The organism is Ferrimonas balearica DSM 9799, from assembly GCF_000148645.1.
Classification (GTDB): Bacteria; Pseudomonadota; Gammaproteobacteria; order Enterobacterales; family Shewanellaceae; genus Ferrimonas; species Ferrimonas balearica.
On record NC_014541.1, the window covers coordinates 700,692 to 719,827 of the forward strand.

A 19,136-nucleotide genomic window follows, 5' to 3' on the forward strand; every position below is an offset into this window, starting at 1 on the left:
TCAGTGCAGGTGGTGCCAGGTCAGGGCCAGACTGGCACCCAGCAGAAACAGCAGGGCCAGCCACAACCAGGTGGCAAAACTCAACAGACGCCGGGTGCGGAGCAGGTCCTCCGGCTCGGGTAGGGTGGTGGGCCCCAGACGGGGACGCAGGTGGCGCTGGCCGCCCAGCTGCCACGGGCCACCAAGCTGGCGATCCAGGCTGCAGGCGAGGCACAGCTGTGGCCACTGTTGGCTGCGCAGCAGGCCGGGGCCGGTCAACTGGTAGCGCGCCCGCCAGGGCGCCAGCGGGTTGCCATACAGTGACAGGGTTAAGCCCAGCAGCACATTCACCGGCACCATCAGCAGTGCCGCGAGGCGGCTGGGCCAGTGGCCAAAGTTGATCTGCTCCGGTCGGCCCGGATGCCAGTGCCGACTCAGCTCATTGCAGAGCCAGGCCAGGCTGGCGGCCAGGGGGCCGGCCAGGGCATACCAGAACATCACCGCAAAACGCTGGCTGCGGGCCTGCTCCAGCTGCACCTCGATGCCCGCTTTGACCAATCCCAGCGGCGACAGGCTGTCGGTGTCCCGTACGGTCCAGTGCGCGAGCGCGCCCCGGGCCTGGGTTTTCTGTCCGGACAGCAAGCGGGAAAACAGGGAGTCGGTGTCGCGGGCCAGAGCCGGGCCCGGCAGTAGCCAGGCCAGCAGGGCCAGTTCGAAGGGCAGGGGGTAGGCCGCCAAGCGGGTGACGACCCACACCAGCAGCAGCACCGGCATCAGCACCAACAACAGCGCCAGGGTGCCCGCCAGTCGTTGCTGTTGCGGCAGTCGGCCCGGTTTATTGGTTTTGCGTGCCAGGCTGTCGGCCAGTGGCGCCAACAGATAACGGGGACGCCAGGCTTCCGGGATCAGCATCGACAGCAGATAAGCCAGCGCCAGGATAAAGGGCGGCGCCAGCAGGCTGTGATAGGGGCCCAGCGTCTCCATTGGCGGGGGATCAGCTCAGCTTGGTCAGCATCGCCATGACCACCTTGGCGGAGTGTTCGCCAGCTTTCACGATAAAGCTGTCGAAATCCACGGCGCCGTCGTCGTTGGCGTTGTCGGAGATGGCGCGGATCACCACAAACGGCTTGCCAAACTGGTGGCAGGTTTGGGCGATGGCGGCGGCTTCCATTTCACAGGCGGCCATGGCCGGGAAGTTGGCCAGCATAACGGCGGTGCGCTGCGGGTCGGCAATGAAGCTGTCGCCGGTGCAGATCAGGCCTTCGATCGCCTTCACTTCACCCACTTCCGCGATGGCCGCCTTGGCAGCGTCAACCAGTTTCGGCTCGGGACGGAAGGCCGCGGGCTGGCCCGGCAGCTGGCCAATCTCGTAGCCAAAGGCGGTGACGTCGGCATCGTGGTGGCGCACTTCGGAGGAGATCACCACGTCACCAATGGCCAGCTCCTGGGCGAAGCCACCGGCGGAACCGGTGTTGATGATGCAGTCCGGGTTGTAACGCTCAATCAGCACGGCGGTGGCAACGGCGGCGGTCACTTTGCCGATGCCGCTGCGGGTCAGTACCACATCGGTGCCGTTCAGGCGGCCCTGGTAAAACTCGATGCCGGCGATGGTGTCGATGCTCAGATCATCGAGGTGGCTGCGCAGCAGGGCAACTTCCTGCTCCATGGCGCCAATGATGCCAATTTTCATGACGATAAGTCCCGTTCGAAATGGAGGTCAATTGGCGGCAAGGATACCACCAATGTTCAGGACCCGTCACCGCCCCCGAGAGGCCGTTTTAGCGGCTGTATACGCAGGAGCAGACCGCCTGACTGGGCAGGAAGCGCACCACCATGGACTGGCTGTCCGGGTCATGTTGCAGCACCTCAATGCTGGTATTGTGAACCCCGTCATTGGCCAGGTTGCGATCGCTGAAATTCACCAGTTGGTTAAAGTGGGCGGGCAGCGCGTCCGGTGGCCCCAGCCTCTCGTGTTTTACCGTACTCATCGCCAGCGGGAAGTGGTCATCTTCCCGGCTCAGCCGTTTGCCCTGCATGATGATGTTGGCCACCGGTTTGCCCTCGGTGGTGAAGTAGCGGTAGTAGATGCGGGCAGCGGAACCGTACAGCACAAAGTCGGCGATCATGTAGTGTTGGAGCTGGTCGGAACGGCGGGTGTCGTACAGTTCGTTGTGGCAGTTCAGCAACCACGTATTGTCGCCACGGGGCCAGAAGTGCACTGCCAACAGAGGGATCAATATCAGGGGCGGCAGCGCCCAAAGCCATTTGGGGGAGAGGCGCTCAGTCACACAGATGCTCCTGGGTTTGCCAGCTCAGGGGCAGGAAGTCGGGGCTGCTGCGCTGGTCGGTGATTTTCAGATTGCGCAGGCGGGTGTGGTGATCATCGCGACCATAGAGGGTCAGATTGAGCACCTGCTGGTCACTGGAGAGTGAGGCGTACACCGCTTGCCAGGGGGGATTCTTACAGGGGGCGAACAGGGCGGTCAGGCGTTCGGCCAGTTGCCCCAGATTGATCACATGGCTGCTGATGGGGCTGAGCCAATACAGGGCCAGATTGTCGCCATCGGGCACATTCAGCTCGATGGGGTCGGGCAACTCGGGGCCGATCAGAGCGTGCTCCCATTGTCGTACCGGGCCGTGGATCAACAGCAGCAGCAGGGCCAGGACGGCAATGCCCCAAACCCAGCGCGGTGGGCGCGGGCGAAATCGGCGGGCTTGGCTTGCTGCCGGGGCTTCTGTCTGGGCACTGGGTGTTGCGACCAGGCATAAACGGTAGCCGACGCCTTTGATGGTCTGGATCAGGCAGTGGTCGTCATCGCCCAGAAAGTGGCGCAACTGAAACACGGCGCGCACCACCGCCGACTCGCTGATTTGCGGGGTGTCGTATCGACCGCAGCGCAGTTGTTGTTTGTCCACCGGGTGCTCCTGGTGGGCCAACAGGGTGGACAGCACCATCTGCTCTGCCCGGGGCAGCTCCCAGCGTTCGCCGTCGCTGTTGGTCAGGCTGTGCTGGTCAGGTTGATAGCGGCAGGAACCGATCTCGATCATCGCCATATTGTGGTTTTTGTGGGCCGGTTGGCCCGAGTCTAACGGTCCGGGAAGGGGATCGCCGTGATCTGGATCCCCGCCTAAACGGACGAATTTTTGTCGAATGGCGGCTCGAATTTTTGCCCCCTGTCGACACTGTGATTCGGGTCCGCAAATTCACTCCGGTGGGATTTGCCAAATTTACCGCTAATTTACCCGCCATCCCATTAGTGTCACATTCGCCGGTGATTTTCGACCTTGGGACGGCAAAAAATGGGTCTGATGTCACCGATTCGCCTCGCTTTCCGATTCAAATTTTCATCACAACACCGGCCTGCTTCGCCCTTTTTGAGGTCCTGAATTAGTGTGATCCGGCGCGCATAGCCCCTTTTTCCCCCTGCCTAGACTGGCTCCATCTCAGGGGACGCCCCCTGGGAACCAAAAAAACATTCCATTGCAGGGGATAGAGAAGATGACACTAGACAGACGCCAGGCCATGGGCCGCATTATTGGCATTGCCGGTACCGTTGCAGGTACTGCCCTTATCGGGCCGAAGGCGATGGCCGCCGAAGGATGCAGTGGCGACAGCCAGATTGGCATCGGCAGCGGTGGCGGGGGTGACCTTGGCCAGAACCTGCTGACCTACGTACAGCTCGACCCGATGAAAGTGGCGAACCGCGCTTACGCCGGTTACGGCCGGGGTGGCTGCATGTACGGGGTGTTCGACGCCATTGTGCAGGAGCTGGCGGTGCAGGGCCATGAGGATGCCTGCCAGTTCGCCGCCATCCCCACCAACTTTGCGGCCTATGGCGGGGGCGGTATCGCCGGCTGGGGCACCCTGTGTGGCTGTCTGAATGCCACCGCGATGGCGGTAAACGTACTGGGTGGTGTCGATCGGGCTGCGGTGATCCGCTCGGTGTACCGTTACTACGAGAAAACCCCGATGCCCCGTGGCGATGCGGCATTCCTGGAAGCCATTGGCGCGCCGACCTACAAAGACGATGGCGGTGCCCTGCTGACCCCGGATAAGGTGGGTCAGTCGGTGGCCAACTCCATTCTGTGTCACACCTCAGTTTCGCTCTGGTCCAAAGCCAGCAAGTACGGCTCCAGCCATAACGCCAAGTTTGAGCGTTGCGCTCAGGTCACCGCGGAGATCGCCTACATCACCGTGAAGTACCTGAACGAGTCTCTGGCCGGCACCCTGAATGCCGAGACCCAGTCCCCGGACAACGCCAGCTGCATGGGCTGTCACGCCAGCAGCAAGGCGGAGCCGGAGGCGTACATCAGCACCGATGTGGCCAGCCAGATGGAGTGTAAGACCTGCCACAGCCCCCACGATGTGGAAGCGGGCCTGACCGGCATCCATGAAGGTGCTACTTGTAACGACTGCCACTAACCATACGCGAGGAGAGGGATATGACAGCTCGTATACTTACGGCCGCTGCGTTGACACTGGCTCTGGCCGCCTGTGGTAGTGACGATGACAGCCCGGCACCACCGGCCAGCGTGCCCATCGACGAGGCGCAATCGTTGGTGCTGACCCTGCACAGTGTTGGCGAGGACGCCAGTGTGGTGTTCACCCTGGATAACGGTGCCGGGCTGGCCGTGACCGGAGCCAAGGATTACGCCATCACCTACCTGGGCTATCCGGGGGCTTATGACAGCGCCTTCGATATGCCCTGGCACACCAGTGACCGATTCGGCTGTGGCCAACTGGTGCCGGAGTGCCTTGGTGAATTGACCGAAACCGAGCCGGGACGTTACCAGTTTATGCCCGATACCGCGCCCCAGTTGGGAGACCGGGTCGACCAGTACAAACTGCTGGTTCAGGTGTTCGGTGCGTTGGCCACCAACGCGCCCGAGGTGGTCAGCCCGCCCGAGCCTGAAGCCTGACATCTGGTTTCTGGTCATTCGCACTCTGGTGCCATCGAACAGCCCCCGCCATGTGCGGGGGCTTTTTTGACGTTTTGATGAACCCGGAAGCGGCGTTGATCCCCGGCAATATTGGCGTTCGTAAAGCGGTCATAATCAACAGAGGAAAGCCGCAGGGAGGTCGCAAAATGGTACTGCAAATACTGAGTGTGCTGTTGGCGCTGGCACTGTTGATGTTGCTGGGGGCGGTGTTGATTCCGATGAGCAAGCAGGGGCAAGCCCTGCTGCGGTGGATACGCCAGGGCCCATTAGAGCGGCGTCGGATGACGGGCAAAAAAATCCCGCCTTGGCGGCGGGATAAGCGACGGAACGCACTACTGAGGTAGTGTATCCAGGTAATCGAGGATGCCGGCGGCAGCCCGTCGGCCCTCATCAATGGCGGTGACCACCAGGTCGGAGCCCCGCACCATGTCGCCCCCGGCAAACACCTTGGGGTGGCTGGTCTGGAAGGCGTAGGTGCCCGCTTCCGGTGCCCGCACCCGGCCCCATTCGTCGGTGATGATGCCGTGCTCCCCCAGCCAGGCTGGCGGGCTGGGCTGAAACCCGAAGGCGATCAACACCGCATCGGCTTTCAGCAGCACTTCGGAGTCCGGCACCGGCTCGGGACGGCGACGGCCGTTTTCATCCGGTTCGCCCAGTTGGGTCTGGCAGCAGCGCACCGCCACCACTTCACCGTTGGCGTTGGTCTCAATGCCCAGAGGCTGGCGGTTAAACAGGAACTCCACCCCCTCCTCCTTGGCGTTCTGCACTTCGCGGGCAGAGCCCGGCATATTGGCTTCATCCCGGCGGTAGGCGCACTGCACACTGGTGGCGCCCTGACGCACGGCGCTGCGCACGCAGTCCATGGCGGTATCGCCGCCGCCTAGTACCACCACGCGTTTGCCTTTGAGGTCGATGTAATCGTGCTCGGTGGGGTAGCCCTCCAACTGAGCGGTATTGGCGATCAGGAAGGGCAGCGCCTGGTGCACGCCCTTGGCAGACTCGCCGGGCAGGCCACCGGCCATCGCTTTGTAGGTTCCCATGCCGAGGAACACCGCGTCGTGCTCCGCCAGCAGGTCGTCGAAGGTTTTGTCGCGGCCAATGTCGATGCCCAGCTCAAAGCGGATCCCCATCCCCTCCAGCAGGGTACGGCGCTTGCGCACCACGGATTTCTCCAGCTTGAAGCTGGGGATGCCAAAGGTCAGCAGGCCGCCAATCTCCGGCATGCGGTCATACACGGTGACCTGCGCGCCGTTACGGCGCAGCACATCGGCACAAGCCAGGCCGGCGGGGCCGGCACCGACGATGGCGACATGTTCCCGGCGCGCTTCCACACCGGAGAGATCCGGTTTCCAGCCCATGGCGATGGCGGTGTCGGTGATGTACTTCTCCACCGAACCGATGGTGACGGCACCAAAATCGTCGTTCAGGGTACAGGCGCCTTCACAGAGGCGGTCCTGCGGACAGACCCGGCCACACATCTCCGGCAGGGAGTTGGTCTGGTGGGACAGTTCCGCCGCTTCCAGAATGCGCCCCTCCTGAGCCAGGCGCAGCCAGTCCGGGATGTAGTTGTGTACCGGGCACTTCCACTCGCAGTAGGGGTTGCCACAGTCGAGACAGCGGTCCGCCTGTTGGCTGACCTCGGCGTCATCAAACGGCTGGTAGATCTCGACGAAGTCGGTTTTGCGGGTATCCAGCGCTTGCTTGGCCGGGTCCTGGCGGTCGACGTCGAGGAATTGGAAATCGTTGCTCATTGTTCTGTCCTCCTTAGCCGGCCTTAACCTTGAGTTCCTGACTGGTTTGCAGTGCCAACAGATCGGTCAGGGCGCTGGCGCGCGGCTTAACGATCTTGAAGCGGGGCAGCCAGTTGGTCAGGTCCTGCAGCAGTTCGTCGGCACGTTCGGAGCCAGTGGCTTCCAGATGCGCCTGCAGCAGCTGTTTCAGGTGGTGCTGGATCATCGGTTCGGTGACCTGCAGCGCCTCCACCAGCTCGGTGTTAAGGCGGCGGTCCAGATCATCGTGCTGGTCGAATACGTAGGCGAAGCCACCGGTCATGCCCGCGCCGAAGTTGACGCCGGTCTGGCCCAGAATGGCCACCACACCGCCGGTCATGTATTCACAGCCGTTATCGCCACAGCCTTCGACCACCGCGACCGCACCGGAGTTACGCACAGCAAAGCGCTCACCGGCCTTGCCGGAGGCGAACAGCTTGCCGCCGGTGGCGCCGTAGAGGCAGGTGTTGCCGATGATCACCGACTCGGCACCATCGTAGGCCACGCCGCCAGGGGTTTTGATGATCAGCTCACCGCCGGTCATCCCCTTGCCGACGTAGTCGTTGGCGTCACCGGACAGCTCCAGCTTGAGGCCGCCCACGTTCCAGACCCCGAAGCTCTGCCCCGCGGTGCCGGTAAAGCGGAAGTGCAGGGTCTGGCCCGCCAGGCCCTGGTTGCCCCAGGCCTTGGCGATGTGGCCGGACAGGGTGGCGCCCACTGAGCGGTCGGTGTTGCGGATCGGTAGGGTCCATTCGCCATCCTGCTTTTGGGCCACCGCCTCGCTGGCCAGGGCCAGCAGTTGCTGGTTCAGTTCGCCCTGATCCAGCGGCGGGTTGCGCTCGGTGCTGTAGCTGGCGGTGTCCGCTTCCGGGATGGCGCGTTCGAGCAGATCGGCCAGATCGAGCTTACCCTGGCGCGGGGTCTGGCCCGGCAGTTGGCCGAGCCAGTCACTGCGGCCAATCATGGCGTTAAAGTTGGTGACGCCCAGGGCGGCCATATGGCGACGCACGTCCTCGGCCACAAACTGGAAGAAGCGCATCACTTTCTCCGGTGTGCCGTGGTAGTGCTGGTCACGCAGGCGCTTGTCCTGAGTGGCCACGCCGGTGGCGCAGTTGTTGAGGTGGCAGATGCGCAGGTATTTGCAGCCCAGCGCCACCATGGGCGCGGTGCCAAAGCCGAAGCTCTCCGCGCCCAGCAGCGCGGCCTTCACCACATCGAGGCCACTCTTGAGGCCACCGTCCACCTGCAGGCACACCTTATGACGCAGGCCGTTGGCGACCAGTGCCTGCTGCACTTCGGCCAGGCCCAGTTCCCAGGGGCTGCCGGCATAGTGGATGGAGGTCAGCGGGGAGGCCCCGGTGCCGCCGTCGTAACCGGAGACGGTGATCATGTCGGCGTTGGCCTTGGCCACGCCACAGGCGATGGTGCCGATGCCCGGCTCGGACACCAGCTTCACGGACACCCGGGCGGCCGGATTGATCTGCTTAAGATCGAAGATCAGCTGAGCCAGATCCTCAATGGAGTAGATGTCGTGGTGGGGCGGCGGTGAGATCAGGGTGACACCCGGGCGGCTGAAGCGCAGGGTGGCGATCTCGGCGCTGACCTTATGGCCGGGCAGCTGCCCCCCTTCACCGGGCTTGGCGCCCTGGGCCACCTTGATCTGGATGACGTCGGCGCTCATCAGGTAGGCGGCGGTGACGCCAAAGCGGCCGGAGGCCACCTGCTTGATGCGGGAGTTGCCAGCGTTGTTAAAGCGGCGCGGGTCTTCACCGCCCTCACCGGAGTTGGAGTGGCCACCGAGGGTGTTCATGGCCACGGCCAGAGCTTCGTGGGCCTCCGGACCCAGCGCGCCAATACTCATGGCGGCGGTATCGAAGCGCCAGTAGAGCTTGTCGGCCCCTTCAACCTGGTCGGCGGCCACCGCGTCCTGGCCCGGCTTCAGGGTGAGCAGGTCACGCAGGGTGGCGGTGGGGCGCTGGTCAACCAGCTCGGCGTAGCGGTCGTAGGCGGCCTGATCGCCGCTGTTGACTGCCTGCTGCAGCGCCTGCACCACGTCCGGGTTAAAGCAGTGGTATTCGCCGCCGTGGACAAACTTGAGCAGACCACCGTGGGCCAGCGGCTGGTGGCGGCGGAACGCGGCCTTGTGCAGTTGAGCCTGGTCGGCCTCGATGTCGGTGAAATCGGCACCCTGAATGCGGCTGGGCACCCCTTTAAAGCAGAGTGAGATCACCGCTTCCGACAGACCAATCGCTTCGAACAGGTGCGAGCAGCGGTAGCTGGCGATGGTGCTGATCCCCATCTTGGAGAGGATCTTCAGCAGCCCCTTATCGATGCCGTTGCGGTATTGCAGCAGCAGTTCCCGGGCCTGTTCGGTCTGGCCCTTGGACTTGGCCAATTCGGCGATCGACTCATAGGCCAGATAGGGGTAGATGGCGGTGGCACCAAAGCCCAGCAGCACAGCGAAGTGGTGCGGGTCACGGGCGGAGGCGGTCTCCACCAGGATGTTGGTGTCGCAGCGCAGCTGTTGGGTGACCAGTCGACGCTGTACCGCGCCAACCGCCATAACGGCGGGCACCGGCAACTGTTGGGCGTCGATGGCGCGGTCCGACAGCACCACCATGGTGGCGCCTTCCCGGGCCGCGGCTTCCGCTTCATCGGCGATGCGGACGATGGCGGCTTCCAGACCTTCGGTCGGGTCGTAGTTCAGCTCAATCAGCTTGGAGCTGAAGTGGTCGTTGTCCAGCGACCGCAGCTGAGCGAAGTCGCTGTAGAGCAGCACCGGAGAATCGAAGATCACGCGGTTGGTATGGCCGGTGGTCTCGTTAAAGGGGTTCTGCTCCTTACCGATGCAGGTGGCCAGGCTCATCACGTGCTTTTCCCGCAACGGATCGATGGGCGGGTTGGTGACCTGGGCAAACTGCTGACGGAAGAAGTCGTAGAGGGAACGCACCTGGGTAGAGAGCACCGCCATCGGGGTGTCGTCGCCCATTGAGCCCACCGCCTCGGCCGCGCCTTCGGCCAGCGGCCAGAGGATTTCACGCAGCTCTTCGCGGGAGACATTAAACAGCTTCTGGTAGCGCACCAGCGTGGCGTTATCCCACTGGGCCTGACCGGCCGCTTCCCGGGGCAGGTTGTCGCCGGGCACCAGGCGGCGGGAGTTGGTTTTCATCCATTCGGCGTAGGGGTGGCGGCTCTTCAGATCTTCGTCGATCTCGAAGGAGCGCAGCAGCTTACCGGTAAAGGTGTCCAGCACCAGCAGCTCACCGGGGCCAACCCGACCCTTCTCCACCACCTCATCGGGCTGGTAGTCCCAGATCCCCACTTCGGAGGCGAGGGTCAGGATGCGATCTTTGGTGATGACATAACGGGAGGGGCGCAGGCCGTTACGGTCCACCGCGCAGGCGGCGTGGCGACCGTTGGTCAGCACCACCCCGGCCGGGCCATCCCAGGGCTCCATGTGCATGGAGTTGAAGTCATAGAACGCCTTAAGGTCCGCATCCATGTCGGGGTTGGATTGCCAGGCGGGCGGGATCAGCAGGCGCATCGCCCGCTTGATGTCCATGCCGCCTGCCAGCAGCAGCTCCAGCATATTGTCGAGGCTGGAGGAGTCGGAACCGGACTGGTTGACGAAGGGGGCCGCGTCCTGAAGGTCCGGCAGCAGCGGTGAGGCAAACTTATACTGGCGCGCCAGTGCCCACTGACGGTTGCCGGTGATGGTGTTGATCTCACCGTTATGGGCCAGGTAGCGGAATGGCTGGGCCAGTTGCCAGCGCGGCTGGGTGTTGGTGGAGAAGCGCTGGTGGAACAGGCAGATGGCGCTCTGCATCCGCAGGTCGGCCAAGTCGGGATAGAAGTTGGGCAGGTCGCGGGGCAGCATCAGTCCCTTATAGACGATGACCTGGCCGGACAGGCTGGAGACGTAGAAGTCGGGGTCGTCGCAGAGCTGCTTTTCAGCCCGGCGACGGGCCATGTAGAGGCGTCGCTCCAGATCACGGCTGCGCCAGCCAACCGGGGCATTGATAAATACCTGGGCAAAGGTGGGCACGGAGCGGGCGGCGATCGGGCCGAGGCTGTCGAGGTTGACGGGCACCTCACGCCAACCGACCACACTCAGGGTTTCCCGTGCCAGTTCCTGTTGCAGAACCGACTTGGCGTGGTGGGAACGCACCGGGTCCTGGCCCAGCATGATCATCCCCACCGCGTACTTGTTGGAGAGGCGCCAGCCTTGCTCGGCGGCAATGTGCTGGAAGAAGCCGTCGGGTTTTTTCAGCAACAGGCCGCAGCCGTCGCCGGTTTTGCCGTCGGCACCGATGGCCCCGCGGTGTTGCAGGCGATCCAGTGCACTGATGGCGGTACGGACCACCCGGTGGCTGGCCTCTCCCTCCATATGGGCGATAAGGCCAAAACCGCAGTTTTCCCGTTCATACCCAGGTTGATACAGCGCCATTCCAATCCTCCAAGGTTGCCCTAACGCATGCCCGACGTGGGTGCAACCAACATAATTATGCAATCGAACCAACTAAATTACTGCCGTGGCCAGAGGTTGGTCAATCGGATACTGCCCCGAGATGGGGCGATAACACCATGCCGATTCGGTATAACGCCGCTTGACGAAAGCAAAAAGGCAGGGCAGGGCGCGGCGGCACAATATGCAGTTTGACCGCATTATCGCCGTTCGGTTGCGTTGCGGTGGGGCATGGCTCCGGAGTGGGGCCCCAGGGTGTGGCCCCACTCTGAGGCAGGCAGGCTTATTGGCCGATAAGGAACGATTATCGGGCTGTGATCAGGATCGGCGTCGAATCCGCGTCGGATTGCTATGATTGCGCGCTTTTTCATCAACCCCCGGAGCGCTCCTTGGGACTCAACCGCTACGTCCATACCCTGGGCCACTATATGACGGCCCGATACGGCCAGAAGATCCATAAGCTGACCATCGATGCCGCGTTTACCTGCCCCAACCGGGACGGCAGCCTGGGCGTGGGCGGCTGCACCTTCTGTAACGTGTCCTCCTTCAGTGCCGAGCACGGCAGCAAGGCCAGTGTGGCGGAGCAGTTGCAGGCGGGCCGGGCTCGCCGTGAAGGGGAGCAGCGCCGGGCGGATAAGCGCTACCTGGCCTACTTCCAGGCGTACACCTCCACTTACGACGAGTACGCGGTACTGAAGCGCAAATACGAAGAGGCGCTGGCGGTGTCCGACATCGTCGGCATCTGTGTGGGCACCCGTCCCGACTGTGTACCGGACGAGGTGCTGGCGCTGTTGGCGGGCTACCAGCAGCAGGGGATGGAGGTGTGGCTGGAGTTGGGGCTTCAGACCGCCAATGACAGCACGCTGAAAAAGATCAACCGTGGCCACGACTTTGCCGCCTATGCGGACACTGTGGCGCGGGCCCGCTTATACGGCCTGAAGGTGTGTACCCACCTGATCCTTGGGTTGCCCGGTGAGACCCCGGCCGACGCGGAACAGACCCTGCAGCAGGTGCTGGCGGTGGGGACGGATGGCCTGAAACTGCACCCTCTGCATGTGGTGGAGGGAAGCATTATGGCGAAGCAGTGGCGGGCGGGTCGTTTGGCGCTGTGGGACCAGGACACCTATATGGATTGCGCCGCCAGGCTGATCCAGCACACCCCGGCTGAGGTGGTGTACCACCGGGTCAGCGCCTATGCGCGTCCGCCGGAGTTGATTGCGCCGGATTGGTGCGGCGACAAATGGCTGGTGATGAATGGCCTGATTGAGCGCCTGAAGCGCGATGGTGGCCAGGGCAGCGCGTTGGGCCAGCCCTTTACCGCCTGACCCCCGAGTCGGCCGGCACCCGTCCACGATATCGGCCCCGACGGATTCCAGACGACCAACAAAAAAAGCGCCCCATCGGGCGCTTTTTCTATTGAGGGGCTCAGTACGGCTGGTAGCCGCCCTCAACCCCTTTGGTGTCCACGGCCACGGCGTCGTGGGCGTGCAGGCTTTCGAGGTGATTCACCCGCAGCCAGAAGTCGTTGAAGCTCTCGCTCTGGTCCAGGGTGTGCTTGAGGCGACGGGCCGCGTCTTCCACAAACATCAGGTTCTGACCGTTGAGGCGGGCAAACTCCTGCTCATCTTCCCGTTTTACCGCGGCCTGAACCGGGGTTTTCAGCGCGTTTTCAATCGCCTCCACCAGGGCCAGGATCGGCAGTTCATTCAGGGCGTCGTTCAGCTTAACCTTCACTTCGGCGATGCTGCGCTGGCTGTGAGGGGTGGCGACGATGCCGCTGGTGGTGCCGAGCCATTGGTGCACGGTATCCAGGTCAATCTGCTGCTGGCCGTGGAACTTAGCTTCAAAGGCGTCCTGGATCAGCTGGCGCGCCAGCGCGGCCGAGCAGGGGCAGGTGGAGGAGTAGGCTACGTCCACCTTGAGTTCCAGATCGAGCTGGCCCTTGTCGAGACGACCGGTCAGAACAACCGGGTAGTTGCGCCAGCCGTGGTTACCGGACAGCAGCGCCGGACGGCGCAGGTGGTAATCAAAGGCAAAGGAGACGTGGGCGCGGTCAGACAGGGCATCGTGGCTGCTGATAAAGGTGTCCAGCAGGGCTTTGAGGCTCTGCAGGGTCAGTTCCTGTTCCAGCGACAGTTTGTCCAGCGCCAGGTACAGGCGGGACATGTGGATCCCCTTGGCCTGGGGCTCTGCCAGATTTACGAAGGCTTCGATCCGGGTGCTGATCTGCCGTGCCTGGCCGTCATCGGCCTTAATGGTCATCGGCATTTCGATGTTGCTCATCCCGACCCAATCCAGCGTGCCGGTGACTTGCGCCTTAGCACTGGTGGCCACATCGGGCATCTTTGTCGGCATGTTGAGGTTCTCCGTCATCTGTATTCCACCCGGTACTGCATGAAGGGCGGCGATTATAACACGCGGTCGGATGTCGACACATGGTTAAACCCTACGAAACCTTGCATAGGAGTGTTCCAAAAAGTCGATTAGACCGCGTTTTGGCAACTCGACCCGCTGCGCGGGGGGCCACACGTTAGCGCAGCTGGCGGACCCCTCGCAACCATGGATTTTGTGGGGCCTTGGGCAACGCCTCCAGCGCCTGCTGGGCGCTGGCCTTGTCGGCAAAGCTGCCCCACAGGATCTGGTACCAGCCATTGTGCTGGTGGATCGCCACCGGTTGCGGCAACTGGTGCTGACGGATAAAGGCTTCGGCACTGGCCAGCCCCTTGGTGGCGGCCATCTGCCAGGTCAGGTTACCGGCGGGTTGGGCAGCCAGCCAGGCATCGGCGTTGCTGGTGTCGGTTGCGGCCGCTGCGGTTGTCGCCGCGCGCGTCGGTGCCGCGGACGGTGCCGGGGCATCAATCGCTTCCCGCTTCAGGTCACCCACGCGGCGCACCAGAGGCAGGTCGTTGGCAAACTCCTTGGGCAGGTCGCGCAGACCAAATCGAGCGGAGCGCTCGCTGGGATACTGGCCGGAGAGCAGCAGGTGCATCGGTTTGCCAGCGCGCATCACGGTGATCTGCTCCAGCGAAAGGGCCGGGAACTGGGCCTTAAGGCGCGCCAGGTTAAATACCTCGCGGCTGGCCGCCAGTTGCAGGGTGTAATCCTCGTCGGCCATACGCGCCAGCGGTGCTTCGGCTTTGGGCAGTCTGGCCACCGGGGTGACCGCTTTGGGCTGGTCAACAATCGGCTGCGGCGGGGCGATAACCGGGGCCACCACCTCAGCAGCCGGTTGCATGGGGCTGCCGGCCAGCACGTCGATGGGGATGGTCCAGTCCCGGCGGGGTTCGCCCTGGCCACCGATGTTGAGCGGGTGGATCGGCACCTGCGGTTTGAGTTTGCGGGCTTTCAACTGGCCTTCATCCAGGATCACGTAGTAGTTGCCCGGCGGAATCGCAGGCAGGGCAAACTGACCCTCGGCGTTGGAGCGGGTTTGCAGCAGCGTATTGTGGTTGAGGTCCACCAGGGTCACCGGCATGTTGGCTACTGGGCCGTAGGGGGTCATCAGGGTGCCATCCACATCGGTGACCCGCACCAGAGCCAAGTCGACTTCGGTACGTTGGCCCGGCAGGGGCATCACCTCAACCGGGCCGCCACGCAGCGCAGTGCCCGGCGGCAGATGACGCGGGTCGATCTCGATGCGGTAGAGGCTGTTGGCCGGCACCTGGCGCAGCAGGATCTCGCCCTGATCGTCACTCACTTCACGGGGCCAGCTCGGCGCGGTGCTGATGGCCAGGCCGGCCATCGGCTGGTCGTGGCGGTCGAAGTGGCCGTTGTTGTTGCTGTCGAGGAACACCCGAACCACCATATCGGACAGTTGCGGGCGCAGCGCTTCGGCCGCCAGACCATCGCGGTTGTCGCGGTAGTTGATGGCGAAGGTGGCGGTGGTGTTGACCTGCCAGTTGCCGCGGGTATCCACGCCGCCCTGCAGACCGAGGGTAAACCAGCGGTAGCGGTACGCCACCTCATGGCCGAGGCCGAAGCGGCTCTTACGCTCTTCCGGGTCGAGGTACCACAGCTTGGTCTGGTTGTAGAACCCGTACATCGGGCGCCAGCGCAGGCGGGTTTCCAACTCTTCCACCCCTTTGCCCCACTGGTACTTGGCGTTACCGGACAGGCTCCAGTCGTAACCGGTGGTGCTGAACAGCACCTCACCGCTTTGGCGTTCAAGACGCGTGTCGTACTGGGTGTCGTAACGGTACAGGTGGCTGAAGCTGACCGGGCCGAGCTGGGAAGAGATGCGGTTCTGGTAAACCGAGAAGGTTTCACCACCGTCCTGGGGGCTGTACTTGGCGGCACCAAAGGCATACTGCCAGCCGCCCAGACGCCAGGTCTGGCCCTCCAGCCAGGCTTCGGTTTCCCGCTTCAGCGCGCGCTCCTGCTGGTCGATGCGATCGTTGCGCATGTCGCCGTTGTAGTGGTGGTCGATGCGCAGGTGGTGGTTGGCGCCGAGGCGACGGGTCCAGCCCGCCATGTAGGCGTTGTTGCCCTCATCATCGCGCAAACCTTCCACCACCCAGCTGCTGCCAAACAGGTCGGCGGAGACGTTGGCGCCGTAGAAGTGGCGACTCTCCAGTTCCACCCGGCCCCAGTCGTCGTAGGCCAGCTCCTGGTTGTAATAGCTGAGTCCGGCGCTGATGGCGTTGGTGATGCCGTAATCGGCACGGATCGCCATCTGGTTGCGGGCGCCCAGTTCACTTTCCTCTTCCGGGGTCAGATTGTTGAAGATGAACTGGGTGTTGTCGATGTACATGGCATTGAAGCCCACCTCCCCCTTACCGACATGCTGTCCGGCCTGGATGGTTTCCCGGCGCATCTGGTGTTCGCCGTTATTGCCATAGAGGTGCAGTTCAAAGACGTTGGCACCGCCGAGCAGCGGCACGTCCAGAAAACGATAGCGTCCGGACTCATCGGCCTGGGTAAAGGCCAGCAGCACGCCGTTGCGGTACAGGTGGATCTGCCAGTCCGGTGGCGCGTTACCCTCCAGTGCGGTGGTGCCGAAACGGTGGCTTTTGGGGGTGGCCAGGTTGCTGATCTGGAAACCCAGACCTTCGCTGGCGCCGGACATGATGTTGTCCCCCAGGTAGCTGACGTCACCGGCCTGGTAGCGGCCCAGGTTGAGCGGCAGCGCTTCGCTGACGTCCCCCAGGTCGCGGGAAAAGCGCAGCCGGTATTCACTGCGCTCATTGGCCAGCTTGGTGTAGTTGAACTCGTAGCTCTGTCCCAGTACGTCACCGGTGCTGATCAGGCCGAACTGGTAGTCCTCGGTCAGCATATCCTTGCCCATCACCGCGGCGTTGCCGTAGGCGAACACCATCGGGTCGGACAGGTCCTCGTAGGGGTGGGGATGGATCGGATCGAAACCGGCGCTGTGGAAGCGATGCTGCAGGCCGAGCTGGGCCATCTGGGATTGTTGCTTCTCCAGCCGAATCACCGCAGGCAGCGGGTAGGGGCTGGTGATGGAGAGGCGGCTGGCCGGGCGGTTAAAGCTGAGACTGATGGGCAGCAGCTGCTGGATCAGTTCGGCGTCGAGATAGAGGTCGGCGCTGTCGCGGCCCCAGGGGCGCGCGGGATCCAGCTCAAAACGCTCCAGCCCCCGACGGGCTTCGTCCTGGTTCAGGTCGAGCATAAAGTTGGCGTTCTCCCCAGCCACCCAGCCATTGGCACTGGCGGTGTTGGGGTTAACCTGAATCTCCAGCCCCAGTGCGGCGCTTAACGCCTGCAGGGGAACCAGTGTCCGCTGTTCGTAGCGGTAAACCACCAGTGGTTGTTCCAACTGGTGACCTTGGCTGAACAGGGTAAAGGTCTGGATCTGTTTCGGGGCCAGGGGGACTTCCCGGGCTTGAACGGTTTGAGCGCAGGTCAGCGCACCCACTACGGCTAAGGTGACAGCTCGCATCTTCCCACAAGAACGTTGAGGTTATCGATTTTGGTCGGGAGGATACCATTGATTAACTTACAAAGTGATGGGAAAACGCGCGTGTTGTGACCCTTAGCTTGCCGTGATAGTTTGAGTCTGGACTCGAATTTCACCTCCGGACCTTGGAGAAATACATGACAGCTGCTGCCCACGAGCACTTGGACACCGTTACCCTCGATCAATACTGCGCCGCCATCGGGGCTGCCACCCTGCTCAAATCCGTCGTGGTATTTGAACAGATGGCCCCGGAATACGTGGATGCCATCGCCCGTGGCCTGGAGTCCGGCGATAAGGATCAGGTGCTGTCTGAGGCGCATAAGTTGAAGGGGGCGGCCGGTTCGGTTGGCCTGAAGCGCATCCAGGAGTTGTCTCAGGCCCTGCAGTGTGGTGATGAACCGCGTTGGGAAGGGGAGCATCAGCAGTGGTTCGCGGCCATTCGTGAGCACATGGACAACGACCTGACCAGTCTGAAACATTACCTGACTGAGCGCGCCTGAACCGGCGCACTCAAACAAAAAAGGCTGCCCGAAGGCAGCCTTTTTTTATGACTGAAGCGAGTGCTTAGTGCTCGTTCAGGGCACCACAGAAGCGGTAGCCTTCGCCGTGAATGGTGGCGATGATCTCCGGAGTTTCCGGGTGGCTTTCGAAGTGCTTGCGGATGCGACGGATGGTCACGTCCACAGTACGGTCGTGGGGCTTCAGCTCACGGCCGGTCATCTTCATCAGCAGGTCGCTGCGGGACAGGATCTTGCCCGGGTTCTCAACAAAGTGCAGCAGAGCGCGGAACTCAGAGCGCGGCAGCTTGAAGGGTTCGCCAGTCGGGCTGATCAGGGAGCGGCTGTTGATCTCGAGAGTCCAGTCGTTGAAGTGGTAGTACTCAACCTGGGGCTTCTCTTCGCTGGTTTTGCCAGCGTTCACGATGCGGTTCAGCAGGTTGCGAGCACGGATGGTCAGCTCGCGCGGGTTGAACGGCTTGGTGATGTAGTCATCAGCACCAATCTCCAGACCCAGAATCTTGTCCACTTCGTTGTCACGGCCGGTCAGGAAGATCAGGGCGATGTCATCCTGCTCACGCAGCTCACGGGCCAGCAACAGGCCGTTTTTGCCAGGCAGGTTGATGTCCATGATGACCAGAGAGATCTTGTGGGTCTTCAGGGCGTTGTGCATCTCATCACCGTCGACAGCGACAGTAACGTTGTAGCCTTCGGCTTCGAAGATGCTTTTGAGGGTGTTGCTGGTGACGGCTTCGTCTTCAACGATGAGGATGTGCGGATTTTGCATGTTAGCTACCTAAAGCGCTGTTCGACACAAATCAAAGCCAGTGGCGTACCACTAACCATTAAGCGTATGCAAAGTCCCTTTTATTGCCACATACAGCCAGTCAGGGGATGTAATCGTGGCTGCAGTTTCCTGCAAGGTGTGCTCCGACATTCAACGCGTTACCGCGTTCGGGGCTGTTCACCTTGTGGGACTGAAAATACCCCAAAATGGTTCAACAGTTCGCCAACTTTTGTTAACGGGCCGCCTTTTTTGGGGCGCGGATCACAAATTGTTCGACTTTTGACGAGGCGCAAAGATGAGTTTGTTTCGAATTTCCACTGGTTTATGCCAGTGAAAGTCGTCAGCTCGTTAATCGATGGCGCCATTCTACCTGCGCGGGTTGCCAGAACCAGCGGAACCCGGAGGGTTTGGGTTAAAGTTGTGATCGCTTTCGGTTTTATCCCCGGCTTTGGGGGCTGTCACGGTATCCACACCCTGCTTAAATGTAAACACTGAACCCGGGTTGTGACAGTGATCACGACAGGTCCGGTTAAGAAACGGACAAAAGTTTGACAGTGACCGGCCATTTGCGGTGTGATGTGTGCCTCTCTCGCCAAGCGGGAGAAACAGAAGAGGTGCGTTGCCCAGGTAAGCCGGAGCAGGAGAGCGAACTCCGCCAATGCCGGCCCAGGGGGAGCAACGCCGAGATGGTGAACCGTTCGACTCGGAACACCGTCGGCCACCGGGGCTGAATCTCCGGGGCTGTCACCATTGGATGTAGGTGGAGAGCTTCTGGAAGAAACCC

Annotated in this window: 13 protein-coding genes and 1 riboswitch; of the genes, 4 read left to right on the forward strand and 9 right to left on the reverse strand. The window is 62.4% G+C overall.

Annotation, left to right across the window (positions count from 1 at the left end; genetic code table 11):
- The 4 genes from FBAL_RS03355 to FBAL_RS03370 all read right to left on the reverse strand — a co-directional run bounded on the left by FBAL_RS03355 (position 1) and on the right by FBAL_RS03370 (position 3,033).
- On the reverse strand, positions 1 to 963 hold the full coding sequence (locus FBAL_RS03355; protein ID WP_013344167.1) for a cobalamin biosynthesis protein CobD/CbiB: 963 nt from the start codon (positions 961 to 963) through the stop codon (positions 1 to 3).
- A gap of 10 nt (positions 964 to 973) precedes the next feature.
- Entirely contained in the window at positions 974 to 1,669 is a 696-nt protein-coding gene (mtnN, locus tag FBAL_RS03360; RefSeq protein ID WP_013344168.1) for a 5'-methylthioadenosine/S-adenosylhomocysteine nucleosidase, read from the reverse strand.
- A gap of 88 nt (positions 1,670 to 1,757) precedes the next feature.
- Positions 1,758 to 2,267 (reverse strand): hypothetical protein, encoded by a 510-nt coding sequence (locus FBAL_RS03365; protein ID WP_013344169.1) that lies wholly within the window; start codon positions 2,265 to 2,267, stop codon positions 1,758 to 1,760.
- A complete protein-coding gene (locus FBAL_RS03370; RefSeq protein WP_013344170.1) occupies positions 2,260 to 3,033 on the reverse strand; it encodes a winged helix-turn-helix domain-containing protein in 774 nt (257 codons plus the stop codon). Before FBAL_RS03370 ends, FBAL_RS03365 begins: the two co-directional genes overlap by 8 nt.
- A 445-nt stretch (positions 3,034 to 3,478) precedes the next feature.
- Here FBAL_RS03370 and FBAL_RS03375 point away from each other — a divergent pair, with 445 nt between their 5' ends.
- Both FBAL_RS03375 and FBAL_RS03380 read left to right on the forward strand, forming a co-directional pair.
- Positions 3,479 to 4,402 carry a cytochrome c3 family protein gene (locus FBAL_RS03375; protein WP_013344171.1) on the forward strand — a complete coding sequence of 308 codons (924 nt, stop codon included), beginning with the start codon at positions 3,479 to 3,481 and terminating at the stop codon, positions 4,400 to 4,402.
- Between the two features lie 20 nt (positions 4,403 to 4,422).
- Positions 4,423 to 4,899, forward strand: coding sequence for a hypothetical protein (locus FBAL_RS03380; protein ID WP_013344172.1), 477 nt, complete (start codon positions 4,423 to 4,425; stop codon positions 4,897 to 4,899).
- 353 nt (positions 4,900 to 5,252) lie between these two features.
- On the opposite strand, the gene FBAL_RS03390 is transcribed toward FBAL_RS03380, so the two are convergent.
- Entirely contained in the window at positions 5,253 to 6,671 is a 1,419-nt protein-coding gene (locus FBAL_RS03390) for an FAD-dependent oxidoreductase (protein WP_013344174.1), read from the reverse strand.
- Between the two features lie 13 nt (positions 6,672 to 6,684).
- Positions 6,685 to 11,136, reverse strand: a complete 4,452-nt coding sequence (gltB, locus tag FBAL_RS03395; RefSeq protein ID WP_013344175.1) for a glutamate synthase large subunit — start codon at positions 11,134 to 11,136, stop codon at positions 6,685 to 6,687.
- A 407-nt stretch (positions 11,137 to 11,543) separates the two neighbouring features.
- On the opposite strand from gltB, the gene mnmL reads away from it, so the two are divergent.
- Positions 11,544 to 12,479 carry a tRNA modification radical SAM protein MnmL/YtqA gene (gene mnmL, locus FBAL_RS03400; RefSeq protein WP_013344176.1) on the forward strand — a complete coding sequence of 312 codons (936 nt, stop codon included), beginning with the start codon at positions 11,544 to 11,546 and terminating at the stop codon, positions 12,477 to 12,479.
- A gap of 100 nt (positions 12,480 to 12,579) precedes the next feature.
- Here the strand turns inward: mnmL and folE2 are convergent, their stop codons facing one another.
- Both folE2 and FBAL_RS03410 read right to left on the reverse strand, forming a co-directional pair.
- Positions 12,580 to 13,509: a GTP cyclohydrolase FolE2 gene (gene folE2, locus FBAL_RS03405; RefSeq protein ID WP_041251484.1), complete on the reverse strand. Its 930-nt coding sequence runs from the start codon at positions 13,507 to 13,509 to the stop codon at positions 12,580 to 12,582.
- 175 nt (positions 13,510 to 13,684) lie between these two features.
- Positions 13,685 to 17,050: an SPOR domain-containing protein gene (locus FBAL_RS03410; RefSeq protein WP_013344178.1), complete on the reverse strand. Its 3,366-nt coding sequence runs from the start codon at positions 17,048 to 17,050 to the stop codon at positions 13,685 to 13,687.
- A gap of 155 nt (positions 17,051 to 17,205) precedes the next feature.
- On the opposite strand from FBAL_RS03410, the gene FBAL_RS03415 reads away from it, so the two are divergent.
- Positions 17,206 to 17,568 (forward strand): Hpt domain-containing protein, encoded by a 363-nt coding sequence (locus FBAL_RS03415; RefSeq protein ID WP_013344179.1) that lies wholly within the window; start codon positions 17,206 to 17,208, stop codon positions 17,566 to 17,568.
- 64 nt (positions 17,569 to 17,632) lie between these two features.
- Here the strand turns inward: FBAL_RS03415 and arcA are convergent, their stop codons facing one another.
- A complete protein-coding gene (gene arcA, locus FBAL_RS03420) occupies positions 17,633 to 18,352 on the reverse strand; it encodes a two-component system response regulator ArcA (RefSeq protein WP_013344180.1) in 720 nt (239 codons plus the stop codon).
- 601 nt (positions 18,353 to 18,953) lie between these two features.
- Positions 18,954 to 19,131, forward strand: a riboswitch (Lysine riboswitch).
- Positions 19,132 to 19,136: the final 5 nt, after the last annotated feature.

Coding starts and splice junctions, on each gene's coding strand:
- FBAL_RS03355 (WP_013344167.1), bottom strand. CDS start 963: ATGGAGACGCTGGGCCCCTATCACAGCCTGCTGGCGCCGCCCTTTATC.
- mtnN (WP_013344168.1), bottom strand. CDS start 1,669: ATGAAAATTGGCATCATTGGCGCCATGGAGCAGGAAGTTGCCCTGCTG.
- FBAL_RS03370 (WP_013344170.1), bottom strand. CDS start 3,033: ATGGCGATGATCGAGATCGGTTCCTGCCGCTATCAACCTGACCAGCAC.
- FBAL_RS03375 (WP_013344171.1), top strand. CDS start 3,479: ATGACACTAGACAGACGCCAGGCCATGGGCCGCATTATTGGCATTGCC.
- FBAL_RS03380 (WP_013344172.1), top strand. CDS start 4,423: ATGACAGCTCGTATACTTACGGCCGCTGCGTTGACACTGGCTCTGGCC.
- FBAL_RS03390 (WP_013344174.1), bottom strand. CDS start 6,671: ATGAGCAACGATTTCCAATTCCTCGACGTCGACCGCCAGGACCCGGCC.
- gltB (WP_013344175.1), bottom strand. CDS start 11,136: ATGGCGCTGTATCAACCTGGGTATGAACGGGAAAACTGCGGTTTTGGC.
- folE2 (WP_041251484.1), bottom strand. CDS start 13,509: ATGCCGACAAAGATGCCCGATGTGGCCACCAGTGCTAAGGCGCAAGTC.
- FBAL_RS03410 (WP_013344178.1), bottom strand. CDS start 17,050: ATGCGAGCTGTCACCTTAGCCGTAGTGGGTGCGCTGACCTGCGCTCAA.
- FBAL_RS03415 (WP_013344179.1), top strand. CDS start 17,206: ATGACAGCTGCTGCCCACGAGCACTTGGACACCGTTACCCTCGATCAA.
- arcA (WP_013344180.1), bottom strand. CDS start 18,352: ATGCAAAATCCGCACATCCTCATCGTTGAAGACGAAGCCGTCACCAGC.